This window comes from Furfurilactobacillus milii (genome assembly GCF_009863985.1).
Taxonomy (GTDB): domain Bacteria; phylum Bacillota; class Bacilli; order Lactobacillales; family Lactobacillaceae; genus Furfurilactobacillus; species Furfurilactobacillus milii_A.
Genome location: NZ_WEZT01000019.1, coordinates 1 through 20706, shown reverse-complemented (window position 1 = coordinate 20706; position 20706 = coordinate 1). Strand labels below are relative to the sequence as shown.

The following is a 20706-nucleotide window of genomic DNA, read 5'->3' as shown; positions in this document are numbered from 1 at the left end:
ACCTGATACGGTGTTTGCCAGTCGAGTATTTTAAGCGGTCGCTGGTTAATGATCAGCTCCTAAAAGATGGGTTTGTGGTAAACACCATTTTAAAGGAAGCTGATCTTTTTTGTCCGAACAGCGTTCGGATTAATTTTACAATCTACCATGAAAGTATTACTTGGGTTAAAAGGCAGCACGGATCCCGCACAATACCGTAACCGGCTCCAATATCATCCCGATGTCTTCGAATTTTATTTAGATCAACACGATTTAACACCAGAAGGCCTCAGCCATTTGCAGGATGCCATTGACGAAGCAAAGGATGTCACGCCAAGAATTGTGATGCACCAACCGATGCGGTATGGCAAGTGGTTCAACGAAATGGTCACGCCGGAAAAAGAAATGCCGGACTTGTACCATTTTTTACGGTACAGTTCCGACACATTGCTAAATTTAGCCGTTAAAAACGACATTCAGTTATTACTACATGGTTCTTACTCGCGGCAAACGCAGCATTTCATCGATCTGTATCCCAATTTTGAAACAGCTCAACATGTTGTCTTCGAACGTTTGGATGAATACGCCAAACAAGGCGGCGACCACATCATGTTCGAAAATTCTATCTCGCCACTATTTTTCTATGGTGATCCCCACATGGATCAGGTTATTTTCGATCGTAACTACTGGTTGGCGTTTGATACCAGCCATTGTTTCATCAAGAATCACGGCAGCAATGATGTGCTGGCAGCATCCCTAGCCAAACTGGGTGATCATGTCGTTCACTACCACCTTGTCGATTCAATGGGCCTAACGCACGATAGCCTAACGCTTGGACTTGGCCGGATTGACTGGGCTCGCGTATTGCCACTGCTGAATCCTAAAGCATCCAGCATTTTCGAAATTAATCTGGCAGATCCTACCAAAGCCACAGAAATGCTCAACTCATATGACTACCTAAAACAAGTCGCAGCAAATTTAGAGTAGCATCGAAAACATGGCAAACGCATTATTTGCAAAGTGGAGACCAATGTCGAAGCGGATATCTTTTGTTTGAACATAAGTTGTCGCCAAGATAGCGCCCATAACGAAGTATACCCAAGCATCTGGTGTCCACAAATTTGTGTGCAGTTGGGCAAATAGCAGGCCATTCACGATGATTCCTAGAACTTTCACCCACCGTTTATTCAACTTCATGAAGAAGTAATTAAAGAACAGGCCACGGAAAATGAGTTCTTCCAGAATTGGTGCGCCAAACACGCCAAAGTACAAAGTTAACCACGGTGTTGTCTTAAACATCTGTTCAATGGCCCTCTGATTCTCCGACGACTTGCTGTGAATCAATCCTTCTGCCACGATCAACGCAATCAGTGCAATCACCATCAAGCCAAGTACGAGCCATTTGTGACGACGGGTGGGTTGTTGATCAAAATAACGTGGTTCGCGATTAGCTAATCCATTTTGATATGCTCGCCATAACGCCCAGAACACCAAAATACTTATTATTGTGGTAAGTACGCCAAACGTGATTTGGGCAGGTACACTCGTCAATCGGAGCATGCTGGGCAGTTGTGAAAGCGTTGCCGCCACTTGTTCAAGCAGGAACAGGCCAAACATTGCGCCGGCTCCCATTAGATACCTTCTGATACGGTCTGCTGTCATTTATCGTCACCACTTTTAATCCATTTATTAGGCATATCATAGACAGTATATTGCGATGAGTGCAAGGAAAACTGTCTTGACTAATTTTTATATTAGCAAAGCGTAAACACGCTGGCCTCTCAAAAAAGCTGAGAAGTCAGCGTGTTTTTTATCATATGGCTTTGTTTGTACTAAAAAGTCGCCTGCGGTTGTCAATATTAAAACACTGTCGTGGGACCGATTCGAGCCTGTTAAACCACAGTCTCTCATCTCGCGACTTGGTTTCAATATTGACGCCCTTCGGCTAATCTTCACTAGACAGGCCATCTACGATTTTTTTAATATTTAATTAGCCGTTTTCTCTTACGTTGTATAACGCTAGCTGACTTACACTATCGCCGGATTGCTGTGCCTCCGTCAATGCCGTTCTCAACAAACGTGTCGGAACGTACGACGATGATGTCGTTGGCTCATAATCGATTTTATAAGCCTTAGCAGTTCCTGAGGACGTTACGGGAGCGACCCAAATACGATAATGACTTCCTGCGCGTAAGCCATCAAAACGAACCATATTTTGCTCTGATGTACCAGACAATGCTGCACTAGACAATCTTAAGGTGATTGGTGCTGACCATCCTGCCGGTGCCTGTCCACTTGCTAAGCCTGATGGCAAGTCAGTCGCCGTTTTTGTCAGCGTATAGTTGCTAACTGTTTCCGTACTGATTTTTTTGGCCGGTGCCTTTTTAGGCGTCGTTTTTTTAGTTGAACTCTGTGAAGACGCTTTTGATGAATCTTTCTTTGATGTTGCCTTTGTTGAACTTGACTGCGTTTGGCTAGTGGCTGGCTTCGACTCTGCCACCGGTTTAACGGTCAGCATGCCGACACCAATTGCCGCCAAAGCAACGATTAAAATATAAATATAATTGCGGGGCCGCATAAAAACCTCCTCAGGGGGTTGCTGCTTAAGAACAGAACAATAACTTTAATGCATAATTATCGCCTCAAACGGAAACGGTGTCAAATTTGCACAGTTTGCGCGCAATTCTGCCAAGCTCATAAAACGCGGTCAATTGAGTGCGTCAGTAATATTCGCATTGGTATCAAGCTGATATTTTAGACCACTTACTATTGCGACTGGAATACCTGCATCACGCTGTCCCATCTCCAACCCAGCCGCAGCAGCGACCATATCACACAATGTTTCTGTAGACCGCATTGGCGTTAATCCATACACACCAATTGCTACTTGTGTTGCACCCTTTTTGTCAGGCCGTCCATCGCTATCTGTAATGACAACAGACACGGGCACACTAGTCAATCTTGTTATTGTCTCCGCGATACGTTTAGCTGATTGATCTGGATACCGTGGCAACAGAATAGCTGATTGTGAATCGAGTTTATCTACGCCAGCGCTCGTTAAAAACAGGCCATTCGGTAGCCGGGCACCTATAAATCCCTCACTAATCGTTAACCGTGCACTACTTGCATCATCAATTTCATTCAACATTAACTGAATTAAACGAGCATCTTTGCGAGGAACCTGTTGATGAATCTTCATTGCTTCAGATGATGGTTGAACATTAGACAACAAAACTTGCCGTTCTTCAGCAACTGAAACAATTTTCGATGCCACGCATAATATGTCATACGGTTTGATCACAACATCATTATCCTGGAAACCTGTAACAATCAGTTTTCCAAGATCATCTTTTGCTTCAATTTGGTTGATGCCTTTTAGACCTATCACTTCTACCAAGAAATCATCTTCCTCATGTCATTTAATATTAACGAAGTTTTAAAGCACAGAGATCAGATTATTAAGAAAATGAAGAGCAATACTGTACTTAATATTCTTGGTTGTCACATACGTTGTCGCAAAAATCATTCCCATCACTGCGTAGACCCACATACCTGGTGAAAGTAGCGATGTGTGCAAACTGGCAAAAAATAACCCGTTGACAACAATTCCTAAGACTCGTTTCCACGGGTTAGCCATTCCCTTGAAAAAGAAAACAAAAAATAGCCGTCGGAAAAGCAACTCCTCAATTATTGGTGCCAGAACAACTTCGACATATTCGGTAAGAACTGGCATCCCCATCATAGACCGTTCAATCATTTTCTCGTTTTCTGGCATTGGCGTTTTAATGAGTGGTTCAACGCTTAAAAATATGATTAATGCGAGAAACATGACGCCAAACATCAGCCATTTATGCTTACGGGTAGTCTGATGTTCAATATACGCATTACCATAATAGCGTCGTGCATCGTCGATCGTATACAATTCTAGCCAGATAAATAGAATCGAAGTAATTGTCACCAAAATAATAAAGAGCCATTGATAATCTCTAGATTCAGATACACCTATTATTTCAGGCATGTGTACTGGAAGCTGTGACGTTTGATACAAAAATAGCATCACCCAAATGGTAATAATACCAATGACATAACGACTAATTCTTGCTTTCATAAATAACACCGGCCTTATATCATCATTTATAATCTTTTTAGTTATTTTACAACGATTGCAGTATTTAGACACGAAATGACTTTTAACAACGTTTTCGCTGAATTATTTTTAATGGTAAAAGTACTAAATCGAGCTTTAATGATGTTGAAATATCGTTCATTGCCAACAGACGAACGGAGCTCTGATGCTTAACTTCGGTGACTCAGTCAAAATGCACAGCACAATCTGAGCTGGATGGCGTCAAACATGAACGCAAGTCGTGAACGTGGTGTTAATCAGGCGGCTCTAATGCCTGATTTACAGCACAGGGACGGTCGTGAAGACGTGAACTTCGGCTTTACGGCGAGGTGAAAGACGGTGAACTTCCGGCTTGAACCGGTCCCACGACGGCGTTCATGTTTGACAACCGCAAGCGTCAGCTTAACCATTAACTGACCTCTGCATTAACAATGAGTACAGCAAAAGGTCGCTACCAATTTGTCATCGGTAACGACTTTTTCAAACTTCATTTATTTCAAAGAATACTTAATCTTAGTAGGCACCGCGAGTCTTAGTTTCAACACCCTTACCGTCGTAATCCTCTTCCAAAATTTCCTTCAATTCAGAAATCAGAGGTTCCTTAGGGTTGGCAGTTGTACATTGATCTTCGTAAGCCAATTCTGCTAATTTGTCGACAGTTGCATCGAAATGCTTCTTGTCCACGCCGTTAGCCTTCAAGCTCAATTCAACGCCGACACTGTGTGCTAAGTCGATAAATGCTTGAACCAATGCTTCAACTAATTCTTCAGTCGTGTCACCCTTCAAACCAAGGTAACGAGCAGCTTCAGCGTAGTCTTCGTCAGCACGGTAGTATTCGTACTTAGGCCACATAGCCAACTTAGTAGGCATCTGGGCGTTGTAACGAATCGTGTGTGGCAAAGTGATGGCGATACATAGACCATGGGCTAAGCCGAATTCCCCACCAAGTTTGTGGGCAACAGAGTGGTTAACACCCAAGAATGCGTTAGCAAAAGCCATACCAGCTAAGGTTGAAGCATTGTGCATTTCTTCCTTGGCATGGGCGTCACCATTGTATGAAGCAGTCAAGTTGTTGTAAACCAACTTCAGGGCTTGTAATGACCATGGCTTCGTGTAGTCTGAGGCCAAGCTTGAAACGTATGATTCAATGGCGTGACAGAAAACATCCAACCCAGAGTATGCGATTGTCCGCTTAGGCACAGTCATGATGAACTGAGGGTCCACGATGGCAACGTCTGGTGTCAAAGCATAGTCAGCCAATGGGTACTTAACGTGAGTCTTGGAGTCAGTGATAACAGCGAATGGTGTTACTTCTGAACCAGTACCCGAAGTAGTTGGGATAGCAACGAACTTAGCCTTGTTAGGCTTTTCAAACGTGTATGTCCGCTTACGGATATCCAAGTACTTCTGCTTAGCACCGAAGAAGTCTGCATCTGGGTGCTCGTAGAACATCCACATGTTCTTAGCGGCATCAAGTGGCGAACCACCACCGATGGCGATAATCGTGTCAGGCTTGAATTCGTTCATCAAACGAACACCGCGGTCAACCGTGTCTGTTGATGGGTCTGGTTCAACCTGGTCAAAGACTTCGATTTGAATGCTGGTAGCGTTTGGACGTTTGCGAAGACGATCGCGGACGATGTCAACGTAACCGTTCTTAACCATTGAAGGTGAAGCAACGACGAAGACTTTTTCGACACCTTCCATATCAGTTAAGTAACGAACAGAGTTCTTTTCAAAGTAAACTTTACTTGGAATCTTAATCCATTGCATGTTATTTCTCCGTTTGGCAATCGTTTTAACGTTGATTAAATCAAATGATGAAACGTTGTGCGAAACGGCGTTCTTACCCCATGAACCAGTTCCTAATGTTAAGGAAGGAATCATGTTGTTGTAGATGTTACCAATCCCACCAACGGCGGAAGGTGTGTTAATCAAGACACGGCTAGCCTTCATGCGAATACCGAATTCGTTCATCAAATCTTGATCTTCACTTTGGAGACCGGCTGTATGGCCAAGACCACCAAAGTCTAGTAATTCTTCACAAGTCTTCAAAGCTGCTTCACGTGTTGCTGCCTTGTAAACGGACAGAACTGGTGACAATTTTTCAGCTGACAATGGGTAATCAGGACCAACGCCATCGATTTCAGCTAACAGCACTTTAGTGTCTTCTGGAACTTTGATGCCAGCTAATTTAGCAATTTCGAATGCTGACTTACCAGCGATAGGTCCTTTGACACCATGCGTAACTGGGTTAAACATTGCATCGGCCAACTTCTTCTGGTCAGCTTTCTTGATAACAACTGAGCCCAAACGTTTGAATTCAGCCATTACATCATCGTAAATGTCGGCATCGATAACAGCTGAGTTTTCAGAAGCACAAACCATCCCGTTATCAAACGTCTTAGATAAAGTAATGTCGTTAACGGCACGTTTGATGTTAGCAGACTTTTCAACGTAGACAGGACCGTTACCAGGTCCAACACCTAAGGCAGGCTTACCAGTTGAATAAGCAGCCTTAACCATGCCAGGACCACCAGTAGCTAATGTTGAGGCAATACCATCGTTATTGATCAACAGGTTCGTTGCTTCAATAGAAGGTGTTTCGATCCATTGGATCATGCCTTCAGGAGCACCGGCTGCAATTGCAGCGTCGCGAACAACTTTACCAGCTGCCACACAAGATTTTTGTGCTTGTGGGTGGAAAGCAAAGATGATTGGGTTCCGTGTCTTAACGGCAATTTCTGCTTTGAAGACAACCGTTGAAGTTGGGTTAGTAACTGGTGTGATACCAGCAATAACACCCAATGGTTCAGCAACTTCAGTGATTTCTTCAACATCATCTTCACGGATGATACCAACAGTCTTGTCATCCTTGATCTTGTGCCAAATGTTTTCTGAGGCAAAAATGTTTTTAATTGCTTTGTCTTCAACAACACCACGGCCTGTTTCTTCAACAGCTAGCTTAGCTAGTTCCATGTGTTGGTCTAAGGCAGCCATGGCCATTTCGTGCACGATGTGGTCAATGCGCTTTTGGTCAAAGTCATCCATTTTGGCTAATGCTTCATGGCCTTTGTCGACTAACTTCTGAATCGTTTCTGCGATATCAGTTGTGTCTTTTTCAGCCTTCTTATCAGTTTTAACAACCATTGTTTGATTTCCTCCATCAATTTACAGGTTATTGTTATCTCTTTCACAATTAGTATCATATCACCATGTAAAAACTTTGCAAGTCTTTTTGCTCACAAATTAACAAAGAAAATTATAGTAAGCGTTTCCATCTTTACTATCAAGGGATTTAGTGCCGTAACATTTTTTCTAGTAGCGTTTTTTAAAATCTGAAAAGTTATTGTGAATATTTAAACTAGCCATCAAATATATGTGCAGTACTGCGCTAACTTACGTAAGTGATGACGCGGCAACCGTAAGATACAAATAATCGCCGTAAAAATCTTGATGATCTTCACGGCGATTATTTATGTCATAACGAATAAACGTATTTCTGAAAGGACCAGCAAAACAAGGTCCACATTTAAAAACTAATATTCTGGTGATTCATCCGGTGTCGGAACATCCATTCCTCGATCTACCTTAGAACGACCGGTCGCGTAATGAAACTGAAAATCAGGCTGTACATTGAAGATATACACATTAAAATTCAAACTGCCATCCGTTGAAATCGCCTGTAAATGGACACCATTAGCCATCTCGTTATCTCCTTGAAAAATGGCCTGTGCCTGATAAATAACCTTCTTATTATCACGCAGTGCATTGCGCACCTTGCTTTCGTAAATCGTTTGTAGCGTCTGATTGCTAAAAGCCGTTTGGGTGAACAAGTTCTTTGGATTGTTCTGATCACCCGATTCATTGTTTGGACTGTACTCACCATCCTGATCAATCCCGCCTGACAGTGAATAGGCAATCAAATGACCGCGATTAATAATGGCTTGACCGTTGACCATCTTTTGATGCCAGCCTGTGGGTTGGACATATTGTCGAACCCTCAGCGAATCATTGGCCACGTTACGGGACTCTAAATAGGCTGTGTTGGCCGTTGACGTCCGATTTTCATTATCCAGTGCACTGTAAATCACATGATTACGTTGCCAAGCGTTCTTGTTTAACGTACTGCGATTATGGTTGACCGCAACCACCGCTGGTTTGCCCGACGCATAAGTTAGCTTCGCTAAAGCAGCAGCATCTGTAGCTTGAGTACTTCCCTGCTCAGATGTTTGTTCATGGCTGGATTGAGTCGTCTGTTGTTGACTTTGATTGACTGGCCCGCTGGCCTGACGACTCAACGTAAACGCTCCAAAGACAATTGCGACAACTACCGCTGCTACTACAGCGTATATTACATTCTGACGATTTCGCATGTTTTCTCCCCGTCTAGTTATCTTTGTATTTTATTCTACCTAATAAATAGAAATGACGGGGCACATTGCGTAAAAAAAGTTCATGACCCAAACTGGATCATGAACCGGAATTTACTTTTGTTCAACTGGCTTTGGCTTCACGATCTCTTTCGTGAGTGCCAGTAACTTCTCCGATTTCATCTTATCTAACACTGCATTAACGGTGATTTTCATCATTTGATCATTCAAATTGGTCGCTGCATCCGTACTCAGCGTGCCTTGCAGACCGGCCAGCATAAGGTCAATAAACGTATCATAAGCGCGTTTAGGGAATAAGCTTGCAGTAACTTGATCCATCCCCTGGCGAATTGTATCCATTGAATACGTTGGCTTCAGCAAACCTATCAACAAGATATCTGCCACCTGCATAACCTGATACTTCTTCTTTACTGGTGCCAAAATAATGTTGTGCTTAACGTAATTATTGATCATTGCCGGCGTCACCGAATCAACATCCAGTGGGCCCAGGGTGTCATTAACATAAGCAACAACTTGATCCATATAAAGATCAAACTTTGGCAGCTCATCCCACTTAGGTAGTTTAACCTCCGCAAGGTGTTGTTCCCACTTGTGATAGTCATTAAAAGAATCAGCCATGCTCGTTGTCCTCCTTAGACACTTTGACTAGTTATGCTCTAAGGATAGAATAACAGCTTAATCTAGTTTTGTAAACTAGATGAAGCTGTTATTTAACTATATTATGGTTCATTCACATCATGAAAGGCAATGTTGATATTGCTAGTTGTTTCAAGTTCATCATAATAAGCGGCCATCGTCGCGTCATAATACGGTGTTACCCACAGTGTTGCAATTCCGAGTGAAATCCCGCATAGCAGCCACCAACCAATAAAGCTTAATTGCATAACAAAGTATTCCCACTTATGTCCGATCATCAGCTGACGGCTGAGTGACAAACTTGTCCAGACCCCCGACCAGATGGATGCTTGCGGATCACTATCGTGCAAATCTTTGTAAACATAAACTGACTGTGAAAACATCAAAGCAAAAATAAATCCCGGAATGATTACTAGCACAAATCCGATTCCAATTATAAAACTTGCAATTATCCCCATCGCAAGCAATCCAAAGATAGCCGCTGAACCAATAACCCGAAAGGCATCGGTCCCGGGATTTACCGTCCGTTTGGGATTGCGAATCCAGTCTAGGAACGTATAAGTGACGCCAAGATTAATGCCCCACGCCAGCACACTCAAAATAAACGGCCAAAATGACATATGAACATTCATGTTTGTCATATCAGCATAAAAATTTGCCTGATGCGTCTGATATGAGCCACTGAACCATGACAAAAGCAGTGGAATAATTACCAGCAGAATTGCCCGTCCCCAGTGTCCACGCAACAAGTCCTTTGCATCTTGTTTTAACTCAGCTCTTGTTTTCATTAAAAAAGTACCCCTTTCAAATGACGCTGTTGACATGACGCCAACAAAGTCCTTGAAATAAAGGTACTTGAAAAGTTGCTTAAACACAAATTGTTTGTCGCTATTATTATTTTTATGAGTTTAGGCATGTTGTGCAATCTGTTCACGATTTTCAGCGGCCAGTGCAACATAGTAGCCTGTCACCGTCAATTGATAATACGGCGCTAACCAAATGAAACCAATTCCAAAAGTAGCAATACTCAACAAAAGCCATCCAAGAAAACTCAACTTCAGTTTGAATAGCTCCCATTTATGGCCAATCATCATCGACTCACTTAGAGACACACTGTTGATTACTCCTGACCAGACGTTCATGTTCGGATCTGCTTCGTGTTGATCCTTATAAATATAAACTGACTGCGAAAACATGAGCCAAAAGATAACGCCAGGGACGATTAAGAGACTGCCGATCAAGATAACGAAACTCATAAACAGAGCCTGCACTAATAACGCTAACATTGTATTTATGGATAATCCAAATACGTGAGCTGGTAGTGACTGGTTGATGACATCCTTATCTCTGACCTAATCTAATAGTGTATACATGACCCCAATCGACAAGGCTACCGAAACAATAGTAAATGACAAACTGGGCTGATCAACAAAGAAACTATTGCTTGGCCATTTAAAGTTACCATAAAGATAACCCCATGAGATCAATCCCAAAATCACTGGCACAATCGTAAGTTTAATTGCACGTTGCCAGTTACCACGCAACGTCTGACGTGCATTTTTCTTCAATTCAGAATTGGCAAGCATGATGATTCCCCCGTTCTGATAATCAACTTAGTAATACATTATTTTTCTATAATATATTCTTAACCAATCCAAAATAAAAGCAAAACGTCTTGTGTAATAACAACGTTTTGCTTTTGTCTTTTTAGCTATACCAATTAGTTAATTTCTCAATTAATCGTTGCCTTCAATCAGGGTATCCAACACCCGATTAATATCGTCAAACTGATAGCCCTTACCATATAAAGTTCGTTTGGTCCGATTCAATCGTTCACGATCATCATAGCGACGATTGCGATGCCAAACTTTTTGCGCCTCGTGGGTCAATAAGTCGGTTTCCGTATCTTCATCGCGTGTGAGTTCAATTTGATTCATGACTTGGTCAATGGTCTCACGCTGAAATCCTTTGGTCATTAATCCCTGAATCACCTTTTGTTTTTGAGTTGAAAATGGCTTACGAGCGTAATGTTTTGCTAGCTTTTCAGCCACCGTCACGCCATTTTCGACCAATTCATCGTCCTTAAATTCAACCAATGCGTTATCAATTAGATTCTCGCCAATCCCTTTTTGTCGCAAATGTTGACGAATAACGATTGGCCCCTTGTCCGATGTATTGCGCATTGTGCGAACATAAGCACTTGCGTAAGCTTGATCATCCAGAAGATTGAATTCTCGTAACCGCTCCAATGTGGATTCAATGACATCATCATCAATCTCCAGCGTTTTAAGCTTGTCCGTAACTTCTTTTTCAGAGCGTAACTGACCAGATAAGTAGTCTAGCGCTCGATTATAAGCTTTAGCGACATCATCTGCCGCAATAATTTCCGTTTGTAAGTCTTTGTCGATGACCATTCCCTTAAAAATTCGGTATTTGATCATGACTGACTCACTGATAGGAAAAGCATATTTACCATCTAAATAAACGTTGTAACGACCAGCGCGTTTCTGTGCTTCAATCATCGTCACTTCGTTTTTAGTCCGACTGGTTCGCGAACTATGATCAGTCGGCGCTTTCTTGTGTTTAGCCAAGAGATCGGCCGCAATGTCAGCGCCGTTAGTTGAACTCGTACGTGGTTTGGAACGTTTTGATTTTGGTACACCCACATCGCCAATTAAAATTGGTTTATTTTCGTGATCGCTCATTGTGGCCTCCTTGTTTGCCAAATTTGATCAAACTTTTTTCTATTATTCAATCCGCAGTATTGGTACTTAACCGTGACACTTCCCGATTCCACCACCACGCAATCCCCAGTAAGAACAAAGCGATGAGAACCATGACGATATCTTGCCAAGCACGACAAACCCAAATAATCGCACCAGCAAACATAGCCGCGCACGTTGCGTTGCCGAACAACAAGCGCCAATGTTCGTTTGCACGATGAGAACCATAAGTGGCTAACATCATCGCAGAACCACCTAAGAAAAACCACAGTCCAATCGTCATTAATAGTGCAAATTGCCAGCCGATTAACTCGTGTTTCAAATATAACGTCACAATCGCGGCGACTAAATCTAAACCGACAAATACAAAGTAATGGATATTAATGAGTGCGATGCCCGCCGTCCGTTTGTGCCGGTCAATACCTTGTTGGTAAATCGTAAAGTAGACCCAAAAGAGTGCCACAATAATGAGAAAAAACGGAATCGACAGCCAGTCAAAATGGTGAACATCGACAACTTCGGTAACCGCGATAATCGCTTCACCAAACAGTAACAACGTAAACAACGAATACCGTTCCGTCAGATGTTCAAACATCGCTGGAAAGGCGGTCAATCTGTCCTTCATAAAGATTGGCGCAATGTTGGCATAAATCATCGACAGAATATAAACAACCTCGCGAACACTGTATGGCGCCCACGGAATGATCGTAATGGCACCGATAACACTGGTAATAATCAAAATACGCGCCAGCCCATAAGCCACCTTCAGTTGTCGTGGATCCGTTAAATGACGACTGCGTAATAGGTACTGAACGGCAATGCTAAACAGTAACAGCGAGGTTGCCCCGGGAAAGGCAATCTGTGTGGACGCAAAATTCGGCGTCAGTGACTGTGACAACACAATCACGATAAACATGTCAAACAACATGAAGACGCTGTGTTGAATGTTCTCTTGAAAAAAACGGTTAACCAACACCGTTTGATACGTCCACACCGTCCAAAACATAAACACCATGACGGCAAATTCGACCAAATACAGTGCAGGAATGGTGTCATGGTGAACTAAATGCAAAACCGTCGTGATGCGACTAATCGCATAGGCAAAAATCAAATCGTAAAACAGCTCGATATTACTTACTTCTGAATGTTGACGCAATTCTCTCATGAACTACACCTACTTTTGCGGCTGAACAGCAGATGATTCGCCCATAACTTTCTCTTCATAAGCAATAACATGAGCAGGATACTCAGGAAAGTCAAAACCAAGTTGATCCGCAACAATTCGCGCCGTTTCGATAAACAGTTGACTGGCAGTTTGCAACGAGTGCCACGTTGCCGCCGCGCTATCCAAACGATACGTTTCAATCAGCTTATCGTAGTCCTCTGTCGGTAATTTATCCTTTAGTCGACTGTCATTCTTACCAACACTGATCTGAAAGTTAGTGTTAACGCCCACTGACCACTCCAACATTTTTAAGAGTTCTGCACGGACTGGCGTTTCCATATATTGGTTGGCATACAACAGCTCACCACGTTTGAGTCCCTTCATGACGTACAGGCTGACCCAGAAAAACTCATTTACACAATCTTGATAATCCTCTTCCGTCGGCTGAGCAATGTGAAAATCCCAGTCAGAAGTCTCAGGTTGCGCCTGAACCGGATGATCCTTGTCAAAAATCACCGTGTTTAAGTGTTCCGCCGCTAAATAGGCATCCATATCACCCACGCAGGCAATCTTAAGATCCAGCCGATTTCCATCCGTAAACTGCATTAAATATGGGTACCATGGCTGCATTGTGCCACTAAACAGTGCACCCGTTGGCTTTTGCATCATCAATCGCTCGCCAAACACATTTAGCCAGTCATCATTTTGCCGAAACGGTGTCGGGTCCTTTACAAAATAAGTAATATCAAAGTCTGCAAACTGATCCTGGTGGGCCGCCGGATTGTTACGTGAACCCTCCATGCCAATCGCCCGAATATTATCGTCCTTCTCGGCAACGGACTGAATCAATGTCATCATTTTTTGTGCACTACGCTGTGTCATGATGTTCCTCCTAACAACCCCAAACTCACGGTTACTCTTATGAGCAATTATAGCGCAGGTTTTGACGCAGGTCTTTGATTAGCCCTAGTTAAACATACGCAAAAAAGTCCGTTTGAAACGAAAAAAGATGGTTTTATCAGCAGGAAATGTGCTGGTAAAACCATCTGATAAATCATTACCCAGAAAGCTTGTTTAAACTAGTTAATTTCAATATCGTGATTACGTTCTTCATTGGCACCCGTCTTAGGCAACTTGATGGTCAATACACCGCCATCGTAATGTGCTTCAATGTTATCACGATCAACGTTTGGCAAATAGAACGAACGATTTACATTACTGTAACTACGTTCATGGCGAAGAACACGCCCATCATCATCTTTGTCATCACGGTTGTTTTCATGTTCAGCTTGAATGGTCAACGTATCATTGTTGTACTGCAACTTAATGCCATCTTTTTTAAAGCCAGGCAACTCGGCACTTACTTCGAAATCCTTGTCATGTTCAACCACATCGGCACGCATTGAGCCACCGTGACGTGTCATGTCAAACATGTTGCGTGGGAAACCAAAGAAAAAGTCGTCCTGAGGGTCGTTAAAATCATCATTTCTTAAATCGTAACGCATATCAAAAGTCTCCTTCTTTTTAGTCTTAAATGGTTACTCCCATCTACACGGATTATAATAGTCAGTATTGGTCAAGCATTCAAGTGATTTGACTCATTATTTCAAATTATTGCAGGCTGTGTGTACGAACTAGTTCAATTGCTTGATGCGGTTGCGTTTTGCAGACTGAAAACGCCGTCCCATGAGGAACCGTTTCAGCCTCCGAAGAGCCGGAGTCTTCAACCTCGATTCTGAGCCACGGCCCGTCTCAGAACTCGTTCCACACTACTAAATGGTCAAAGTACGCCCATTAAGTAGTGTCGACATGGGACTCTGTTTCCAGTCTGCTCCACTCGGCTACACAGCGGTTTTCACTGTAATGTTGTGTCTTGCTAACAAATTTTGAAACAATAAAAGACCGCGAACTTTTTATGAATTCGCGGCCTTACTGTCTATACTGTTTAGTAGGTTTCATCTTCAACCAAACCACCGTTTGGCTTCAACTCATTTACACCCAATTCTTTACCCAAAACAAGTAATGCGTCTTCACGCGTCTTGATTTGATCCATATCCCAAATTGCGGAATGAATGGATGAATCATCGTAATCAAATTGTTCAAAGTAAATATATGGGTCTGAGTTACGGTCTTCTGAAGCTGCGATAATCTTAGTCGAGAAGCCATGCGCCCAATCCCGATCGTCTAATTTCGGAAAGTCCTTTACTGAAATAAAGCCCTTGTCTGCAATAATATCTAGGGCTTTCTTAACGTCGGCATCGTCATATTCAATGTTGGCATCATTATATTGTCCGTTCTCGTCTGCCATCATCAGCATCTCCTCTTTATTTATAAATCCAGCATAGCACTGTGGATTTTAAATGGTAAGCGAATCCACTCTTTTCTGCTGACCTTATTAGTAGCTGGTTAATGTGCTCATCGTTCCGGCAAATAGAGACGCCGTTTCATGGGACCGGTCTCAGCCTGAAAGACACGGTCTTCGACCTCGACTTGAAGCCTAACCCTGTCTTCAAGCTCGTCCCGCACTCACTAAGCGGCTCAACCCTTGCCGCTAAGTGGTGCCTTCACGAAACTCTGTCTCTATTTGCTTCCACTATGTAATAGCTGGTTTCTTCCAACATTCAGATAAAAGTCTAATCACATAAATGTCGTTCATCTATTCTGTTATATGAGCTGGAGGGCGTCAGCATTGAAACCAAGTCATGAAGGTTCTGTTAATCCGCGATTTTACGGATTTACAGAACGGACGGTCATGAAGACTCGGTTTTAGAGGCTTCATGACGAGGTGAGAGACTATGGTTTGCAGGCTCGAACCGGTCCCACGACGGTGTTGCAATGTTGACAACCGTAAGCGCAAGCACAACTATACGGAAGATAAAACGTATTAGCACAGTGTTTAAGGTCAATAACGACAACTTAATCGTTACTTATTTACGAATAAGCGCGTAAAGTGTTTTGTTCTCTATAGCTGGCGCGTTATAATTGTGGCAGACTTTTGAAACAAGAAATGGGGAATATTCCGTTGGATAGTGGTGAAATAATTAGCAACTTAGTCATTATGCTAATTACTTTTGTATTTGCTACCTTTTTCGTGGCGGCTGAATTTGCGTTGGTGCAAACGCGGCCAAGTGTTCTGGAAGAAGAACAGGACAAACGCGATAAGAAATCAAAGAAGATCGATGTGGCTACCAGAATGGTCCACAACCTAAATGAATATTTATCAACAACACAGGTTGGGACCACACTGTGTGGGATCATCCTTGGTTGGATTGGTGAAGAAACAGTAACAACGATGTTGGTTGACCTGTTTGGTATCGTTAACCTCAATTTCAACACAACCTTGGCACATGCTATCGGTTCTGTTGTTGGGATTATTTTACTGACGTACTTTGAAGTGGTTATTACCGAAATCGTACCAAAGAACATCGCAATCGACCGACCATTCCAAGTCTTGATGTTGGTTGTTACACCATTACGTTACTTCCACGTGGCCTTCTACCCATTCGTTTGGCTATTGAATACTTCGGCAAACGGGATCGTGAAAATGCTTGGGATGAAACCTGCCTCTGAAAGTGATGAAGCTTTCAGTCAGGCTGAAATCCTGAATTTGTCACGAAACGCCGTCTCCGGTGGTGAACTAGATCAGGAAGATTACGTGTTCATGCAGCGGGCGTTTGAAATGAACGACAAGGTCGCTCGTGACATCATGATCGACCGTACGCAGTTGGAGGTCGTTGATGTTACTGACACCGTTAAGGACGCTCTGCAGGTTTACTTGACTGAGCAATTCAGTCGCCTCCCCGTTGTCGCTGATGGTGACAAGGATAAGATTTTAGGTTACGTCTTTAACTACGACTTGATCCGTCAAAGTCAGGTTGACGATTCCATCAGTGTTGCGAAGGTGCTACGGAACATTATCACGGTGCCTGAAACCATGCCAATTCAAGATGTGCTGAAACAAATGATCAACAAACAAACGCCAATCGTTGTGGTTGTTGATGAATATGGTGGTACTTCTGGGATCGTTACGGATAAGGATATCTACGAAGAACTATTTGGCACTGTTCATGACGAAATTGACGATGTCTCTGACGAATATATCTTCAAGCAAGATGACGGTTCTTACCATGTTTCTGGGAAAATGACGTTATATGACTTTGAACGTTATTTCCAAACGGACATCAAGAAGTTTGAAGAGTCCGAAGTGGTTACGCTGACAGGTTACATCATTGAAGCAGACCCAGATATCAAAGCTGGCGACAGTTATCAAATTGGTGACTTCCAATTTACTGCTCTTGATTACGAGAACGCCTATATCAATTGGTTTGAAGTAATTCGCAAACCAGTTGAAGATACCGAAGAAAACAGCGACTCTGAGGCCCCTGTAAGCGAAGAAAAATAATTGTTTTAAAAAAAGGTTCATCACTCCTCCGAAAACGGAAGAATGATGAGCCTTTTCAGTTTCGTTTTACGCTATAGTCTAGTTCAGCCAACTGCCCAGCACGTGACACGTCCATTAATTCAAATGCCTTTTGTTGCGCTCCAGACTGCCATAATTGTGGTCCGGCACCAATAAACGTAGGTGCAACAAACAATCTTAACTCGTCGATGAGTTCCGCCTGAATTAAATCACCAACAATTTTTCCACCACCGACGATCCAGATCGCTTTTCCAGATTTTTGGCGTAACTGTCGCACAAGTGTGACTACATCGCCATGATAAGTTTGAACGCCATCGGTCGCGGAAATCTCGTGATGTGTGAGAACAATACTGGTTAGGCCCTCGTATGGATAGACATCAGTGTGGTTAATTACGTAATCGTATGTTGTACGACCCATGATTAAGGTGTCAATTTCGCCCATCAAACGATCATAACCGGCATCCCCATCAACAGCCGTATTGGTTAACCAGTCTAGTTCCCCGTTGGCATCAGCTAGACGCCCATCAAGACTAGTAGCAATGTACAAGATTACAGATCTCATTTTATCTGAACCTCCGCCAAGTCTAACGCAGTGATACCAAACATCTTCATCAAAAACTTTGGCACGCCATCTTCGTCCACCGGAACGGTTGTTGTCGCCGCTTGGTCAATCACTGCCTGTGGAGAATCAGCCATCGCGACGCTGGTCTGCGCCTCGCTGAACATTGGCGCATCATTGAGTCCGTTACCGAACACAATAGTATGCGCGGCATCGATATGTAGCTGTTGTTGTACTGACCTAAGCGCAGTTGCCTTACTGATACCCTTGGGAATTAACTCGATGTTCCACGGATTTGATGCTGACAATGAGAATAAACCAGTCTCGGCAAACGCTTGACGCGCTAAAGCTAACTTGTCGCCGTCATGTGACACTGCCAGGCCATTTGTAATCGTATCCGCGATCGTTTTTACATCGTCGATATCTTTCAAGTAAATCGTACCGGTGTCAACGCCGCGGCGTAAGAATCGCATATGCTCAATCGCCTCGTGTTCAGTAGACGTATGAAAAGTATCCTTCAAGTTGAACAAACGGAGTGTTAGTCCGTAGCGCTCACAAATTTCATACGCAGCAATGGTGGCATCCATGCCAAGCAGCGTTTGATGAATCTGCTCACCTTGCGCAATCACCGCCCCATTGGAACAGATGATGTTCATATCAGGACTTAATTGATTCCCAATTGACTGCGCCAATGCGAGCAATCGTCCACTAGCAATATATGTTTCGTGACCATCCGCACGAAGTTTGGCAAACACTGCCTTCGTCAGGGGGGACACAATTTGGCTCTTCGGAATTAACGTGCCATCAATATCTGTAACAATTAAATAATGTGTCATTAACAATTCCTCCGTTAACACCATTTTACGCCTGTTCATGATGCGTCTGGAAGCTAGATTGCGAATCGTCAAGACTGGTTTCAAAAAAATCCTTGCTGTACACTCAACTTAAATCAAAAATGAGGAGTTCATATGTATGACGCCATTAAACATTCGCTACATATCTATTGAAGGAAACACCCGCAGTTTCGTCAGCCACCTTGCTGAATATGCTGACAAACAACATGAAGAAAATGCTGACCAACCCACACTGAAGGTTGAAGAAATCTCTGAACAATCAGATTTTATCGATGAAACAGAGCCCTACTTTGCGTTTGTTCCGACCTATCTAGACGGCGGCAATGGCATCGACAATGGTGTTAAAGAGCTAATGACAAATGTCCTTGGTGAATACATTGCCTATCATGATAACCGCAAACAATGTTTAGGCGTGATTGGTTCCGGTAACCGTAATTTCAACGAACAATATTGTTTAACAGCCCGTCGCTATGCCGACAAATATGGCTTCCCATTTTTAGCCGATTATGAGTTGCGCGGAACGACTCGCGATGTCGCTCGCATTTATGATTTAATCGTTAAAACGGCCATTCAAGCGGCCAAATAAAAATATCCTGAACAATGCGGCACTTGCGAACGTGCCCATTGTTCAGGATATTTTTCATTTAACGAATCATTATTTCGAAATTTTAGCTTGTTGTTTGACCCGTTCTGAGTGTGCGCGCCAATAAACGGCAACCAACGCAATCATCTGCACACCACCAACCGCCATGAATAAAACGGGGAATGTTGCATAATCTAGCATAAAGCCACCAAATAGCGGACCCAAGGCTCGGCCAAACGCAATCGCCATGTTGGCAAAGCCCTGATAACGACCAGCTTCACTAGCTGGCGCTTTAACTGCAATCCAAGCCGGCAAGGCCGGATGACCAATCATTTCACCAAACGTAAGCACGATCATAGTAATCACAAACATCGCGTAGGTCCTGGCAAAAATCAACATAAAGAATGACGCTGCAAATAGTGTGATCCCAACAACAATGACGTTTTCAATCTTAAATCGCTCACTCCAGCGCGTAATTACTGGTTGTAACAACACGATAATGACACCGTTCAAAGTCCACAACAGGCTATAATTCAGCACGGGAATGCCTAAATTGGTCATGTGAACCGAAATCACACTCTCCCATTGTGAGTACGCCAGGTTAATCGCCAGCAATAATACTAAAATCAACGTGATCAAAACAGTTGGCCGTGAGCGCTTTGGCGTACCATTGGTCTTAGGATTCTTAGATTGTGCCGTTGACCTGTTCGTTTGTGTTTGCGGTTTAACATTAAAGTGTAAAGCCACGACGAGCGTTAGCGCCGCATAACAAACAGCCGCAATAATGAAAACCGTCGTAATCCCAAATTTAATGGCATAGCCGACAATCAACGTTCCAATCACGACCCCGATATTCATCGACACGTAAAGCATGTTAAACACATGCCGTGTCGAGGTAGATTTCATCCATGTTGCCAGAGAATTCAAAATGGTCATGTTGACACCGTCGCCAAACCCGACAACTAGCAACAAAATGCCATATACCGGCCAACCATGCCAGAATATCAAGGCGACTACAGCTAGAGTAGCCAAAGCTGCTGACAATACCCCCGTTTGATATGGTTTCCAATGATCGAATAAATAGCCACCAACTGAGTCACCGACGATCATCATCAAGGACATCCCCAATAACACCAGTCCTGATAAAGTAAGTGATTCATGAAGATAATTGGTAGATTGCAAATTTAATCCGAATTTTTGGACAAATTTGTCAGCATGATCTGATAAGGTGTTTGCCAGTCAAGTATTTTAAGTGGTCTCTGATTAA

General features: G+C 43.1%; 21 protein-coding genes. 3 read left to right on the top strand and 18 right to left on the bottom strand.

Translation table 11 applies throughout. The features are described 5' to 3' along the window. The first annotated feature begins 147 nt into the window (after nt 1–147). The gene (locus GB992_RS09020; RefSeq protein ID WP_161002150.1) at nt 148–966 is read left to right on the top strand and encodes a sugar phosphate isomerase/epimerase; all 819 of its coding nucleotides are present in this window, start codon (nt 148–150) and stop codon (nt 964–966) included. Here the strand turns inward: GB992_RS09020 and GB992_RS09015 are convergent. From GB992_RS09015 to GB992_RS08945, 15 genes are all read right to left on the bottom strand, one after another. Then, nucleotides 958–1641, bottom strand: coding sequence for a CPBP family intramembrane glutamic endopeptidase (locus tag GB992_RS09015; RefSeq protein WP_161002149.1), 684 nt, complete (start codon nt 1639–1641; stop codon nt 958–960). The genes GB992_RS09020 and GB992_RS09015 overlap by 9 nt on opposite strands. Before the next feature lie 328 nt (nt 1642–1969). Further along, on the bottom strand, nt 1970–2557 hold the full coding sequence (locus GB992_RS09010; RefSeq protein WP_161002148.1) for a hypothetical protein: 588 nt from the start codon (nt 2555–2557) through the stop codon (nt 1970–1972). Nucleotides 2558–2686: 129 nt separating this feature from the next. Beyond that, nucleotides 2687–3367 (bottom strand): coenzyme F420-0:L-glutamate ligase, encoded by a 681-nt coding sequence (locus GB992_RS09005; protein WP_347877382.1) that lies wholly within the window; start codon nt 3365–3367, stop codon nt 2687–2689. Nucleotides 3368–3415: 48 nt separating this feature from the next. Continuing rightward, entirely contained in the window at nt 3416–4087 is a 672-nt protein-coding gene (locus tag GB992_RS09000) for a CPBP family intramembrane glutamic endopeptidase (RefSeq protein ID WP_161002146.1), read from the bottom strand. 531 nt (nt 4088–4618) lie between these two features. Continuing rightward, nucleotides 4619–7255 (bottom strand): bifunctional acetaldehyde-CoA/alcohol dehydrogenase, encoded by a 2637-nt coding sequence (adhE, locus tag GB992_RS08995; protein ID WP_161002145.1) that lies wholly within the window; start codon nt 7253–7255, stop codon nt 4619–4621. Nucleotides 7256–7644: 389 nt separating this feature from the next. After that, on the bottom strand, nt 7645–8481 hold the full coding sequence (locus tag GB992_RS08990; protein WP_161002144.1) for a DNA/RNA non-specific endonuclease: 837 nt from the start codon (nt 8479–8481) through the stop codon (nt 7645–7647). Between the two features lie 111 nt (nt 8482–8592). Further along, entirely contained in the window at nt 8593–9117 is a 525-nt protein-coding gene (locus GB992_RS08985) for a DUF1836 domain-containing protein (RefSeq protein WP_161002143.1), read from the bottom strand. A 101-nt stretch (nt 9118–9218) separates the two neighbouring features. After that, nucleotides 9219–9923, bottom strand: a complete 705-nt coding sequence (locus GB992_RS08980) for a DUF975 family protein (protein ID WP_161002142.1) — start codon at nt 9921–9923, stop codon at nt 9219–9221. 120 nt (nt 9924–10043) lie between these two features. Beyond that, nucleotides 10044–10391 (bottom strand): DUF975 family protein, encoded by a 348-nt coding sequence (locus tag GB992_RS08975; RefSeq protein WP_161002141.1) that lies wholly within the window; start codon nt 10389–10391, stop codon nt 10044–10046. A 96-nt stretch (nt 10392–10487) separates the two neighbouring features. Then, complete coding sequence (locus GB992_RS08970; RefSeq protein ID WP_161002140.1) at nt 10488–10721, bottom strand: hypothetical protein; 234 nt, start codon at nt 10719–10721, stop codon at nt 10488–10490. Nucleotides 10722–10871: 150 nt separating this feature from the next. Next, nucleotides 10872–11657: a recombination regulator RecX gene (gene recX / locus GB992_RS08965; RefSeq protein WP_162855674.1), complete on the bottom strand. Its 786-nt coding sequence runs from the start codon at nt 11655–11657 to the stop codon at nt 10872–10874. Nucleotides 11658–11886: 229 nt separating this feature from the next. Next, on the bottom strand, nt 11887–13023 hold the full coding sequence (locus GB992_RS08960) for a low temperature requirement protein A (RefSeq protein ID WP_161002138.1): 1137 nt from the start codon (nt 13021–13023) through the stop codon (nt 11887–11889). 9 nt (nt 13024–13032) lie between these two features. After that, a complete protein-coding gene (locus GB992_RS08955) occupies nt 13033–13905 on the bottom strand; it encodes an aminoglycoside 6-adenylyltransferase (protein WP_161002137.1) in 873 nt (290 codons plus the stop codon). A 197-nt stretch (nt 13906–14102) separates the two neighbouring features. Further along, complete coding sequence (locus GB992_RS08950) at nt 14103–14528, bottom strand: Hsp20/alpha crystallin family protein (RefSeq protein WP_161002136.1); 426 nt, start codon at nt 14526–14528, stop codon at nt 14103–14105. 440 nt (nt 14529–14968) lie between these two features. Continuing rightward, entirely contained in the window at nt 14969–15334 is a 366-nt protein-coding gene (locus tag GB992_RS08945) for a hypothetical protein (protein WP_017261587.1), read from the bottom strand. Nucleotides 15335–16045: 711 nt separating this feature from the next. On the opposite strand from GB992_RS08945, the gene GB992_RS08940 reads away from it, so the two are divergent. Continuing rightward, nucleotides 16046–17425 (top strand): hemolysin family protein, encoded by a 1380-nt coding sequence (locus tag GB992_RS08940; protein WP_161002183.1) that lies wholly within the window; start codon nt 16046–16048, stop codon nt 17423–17425. A 55-nt stretch (nt 17426–17480) separates the two neighbouring features. Here the strand turns inward: GB992_RS08940 and GB992_RS08935 are convergent, their stop codons facing one another. Next, nucleotides 17481–18005, bottom strand: a complete 525-nt coding sequence (locus GB992_RS08935; RefSeq protein ID WP_161002135.1) for a dihydrofolate reductase family protein — start codon at nt 18003–18005, stop codon at nt 17481–17483. Then, nucleotides 18002–18838, bottom strand: a complete 837-nt coding sequence (locus GB992_RS08930) for an HAD family hydrolase (RefSeq protein WP_161002134.1) — start codon at nt 18836–18838, stop codon at nt 18002–18004. Before GB992_RS08930 ends, GB992_RS08935 begins: the two co-directional genes overlap by 4 nt. Nucleotides 18839–18974: 136 nt before the next feature. Here GB992_RS08930 and nrdI point away from each other — a divergent pair, with 136 nt between their 5' ends. Beyond that, the gene (gene nrdI / locus GB992_RS08925; protein ID WP_161002133.1) at nt 18975–19442 is read left to right on the top strand and encodes a class Ib ribonucleoside-diphosphate reductase assembly flavoprotein NrdI; all 468 of its coding nucleotides are present in this window, start codon (nt 18975–18977) and stop codon (nt 19440–19442) included. A gap of 69 nt (nt 19443–19511) precedes the next feature. On the opposite strand, the gene GB992_RS08920 is transcribed toward nrdI, so the two are convergent. After that, the gene (locus GB992_RS08920) at nt 19512–20621 is read right to left on the bottom strand and encodes an MDR family MFS transporter (RefSeq protein ID WP_161002132.1); all 1110 of its coding nucleotides are present in this window, start codon (nt 20619–20621) and stop codon (nt 19512–19514) included. Nucleotides 20622–20706: the final 85 nt, after the last annotated feature.

What these genes read in the sequence shown, in the direction of transcription:
- GB992_RS08945 (WP_017261587.1), bottom strand. Translation starts at nt 15,334, where the DNA reads ATGATGGCAGACGAGAACGGACAATATAATGATGCCAACATTGAATAT.
- GB992_RS08990 (WP_161002144.1), bottom strand. Translation starts at nt 8,481, where the DNA reads ATGCGAAATCGTCAGAATGTAATATACGCTGTAGTAGCAGCGGTAGTT.
- GB992_RS08985 (WP_161002143.1), bottom strand. Translation starts at nt 9,117, where the DNA reads ATGGCTGATTCTTTTAATGACTATCACAAGTGGGAACAACACCTTGCG.
- nrdI (WP_161002133.1), top strand. Translation starts at nt 18,975, where the DNA reads ATGACGCCATTAAACATTCGCTACATATCTATTGAAGGAAACACCCGC.
- recX (WP_162855674.1), bottom strand. Translation starts at nt 11,657, where the DNA reads ATGATTGAAGCACAGAAACGCGCTGGTCGTTACAACGTTTATTTAGAT.
- adhE (WP_161002145.1), bottom strand. Translation starts at nt 7,255, where the DNA reads ATGGTTGTTAAAACTGATAAGAAGGCTGAAAAAGACACAACTGATATC.
- GB992_RS08970 (WP_161002140.1), bottom strand. Translation starts at nt 10,721, where the DNA reads ATGCTTGCCAATTCTGAATTGAAGAAAAATGCACGTCAGACGTTGCGT.
- GB992_RS08935 (WP_161002135.1), bottom strand. Translation starts at nt 18,005, where the DNA reads ATGAGATCTGTAATCTTGTACATTGCTACTAGTCTTGATGGGCGTCTA.
- GB992_RS09010 (WP_161002148.1), bottom strand. Translation starts at nt 2,557, where the DNA reads ATGCGGCCCCGCAATTATATTTATATTTTAATCGTTGCTTTGGCGGCA.
- GB992_RS08930 (WP_161002134.1), bottom strand. Translation starts at nt 18,838, where the DNA reads ATGACACATTATTTAATTGTTACAGATATTGATGGCACGTTAATTCCG.
- GB992_RS09020 (WP_161002150.1), top strand. Translation starts at nt 148, where the DNA reads ATGAAAGTATTACTTGGGTTAAAAGGCAGCACGGATCCCGCACAATAC.
- GB992_RS09015 (WP_161002149.1), bottom strand. Translation starts at nt 1,641, where the DNA reads ATGACAGCAGACCGTATCAGAAGGTATCTAATGGGAGCCGGCGCAATG.
- GB992_RS09000 (WP_161002146.1), bottom strand. Translation starts at nt 4,087, where the DNA reads ATGAAAGCAAGAATTAGTCGTTATGTCATTGGTATTATTACCATTTGG.
- GB992_RS08955 (WP_161002137.1), bottom strand. Translation starts at nt 13,905, where the DNA reads ATGACACAGCGTAGTGCACAAAAAATGATGACATTGATTCAGTCCGTT.
- GB992_RS08980 (WP_161002142.1), bottom strand. Translation starts at nt 9,923, where the DNA reads ATGAAAACAAGAGCTGAGTTAAAACAAGATGCAAAGGACTTGTTGCGT.
- GB992_RS08975 (WP_161002141.1), bottom strand. Translation starts at nt 10,391, where the DNA reads ATGAGTTTCGTTATCTTGATCGGCAGTCTCTTAATCGTCCCTGGCGTT.
- GB992_RS08950 (WP_161002136.1), bottom strand. Translation starts at nt 14,528, where the DNA reads ATGCGTTACGATTTAAGAAATGATGATTTTAACGACCCTCAGGACGAC.
- GB992_RS08960 (WP_161002138.1), bottom strand. Translation starts at nt 13,023, where the DNA reads ATGAGAGAATTGCGTCAACATTCAGAAGTAAGTAATATCGAGCTGTTT.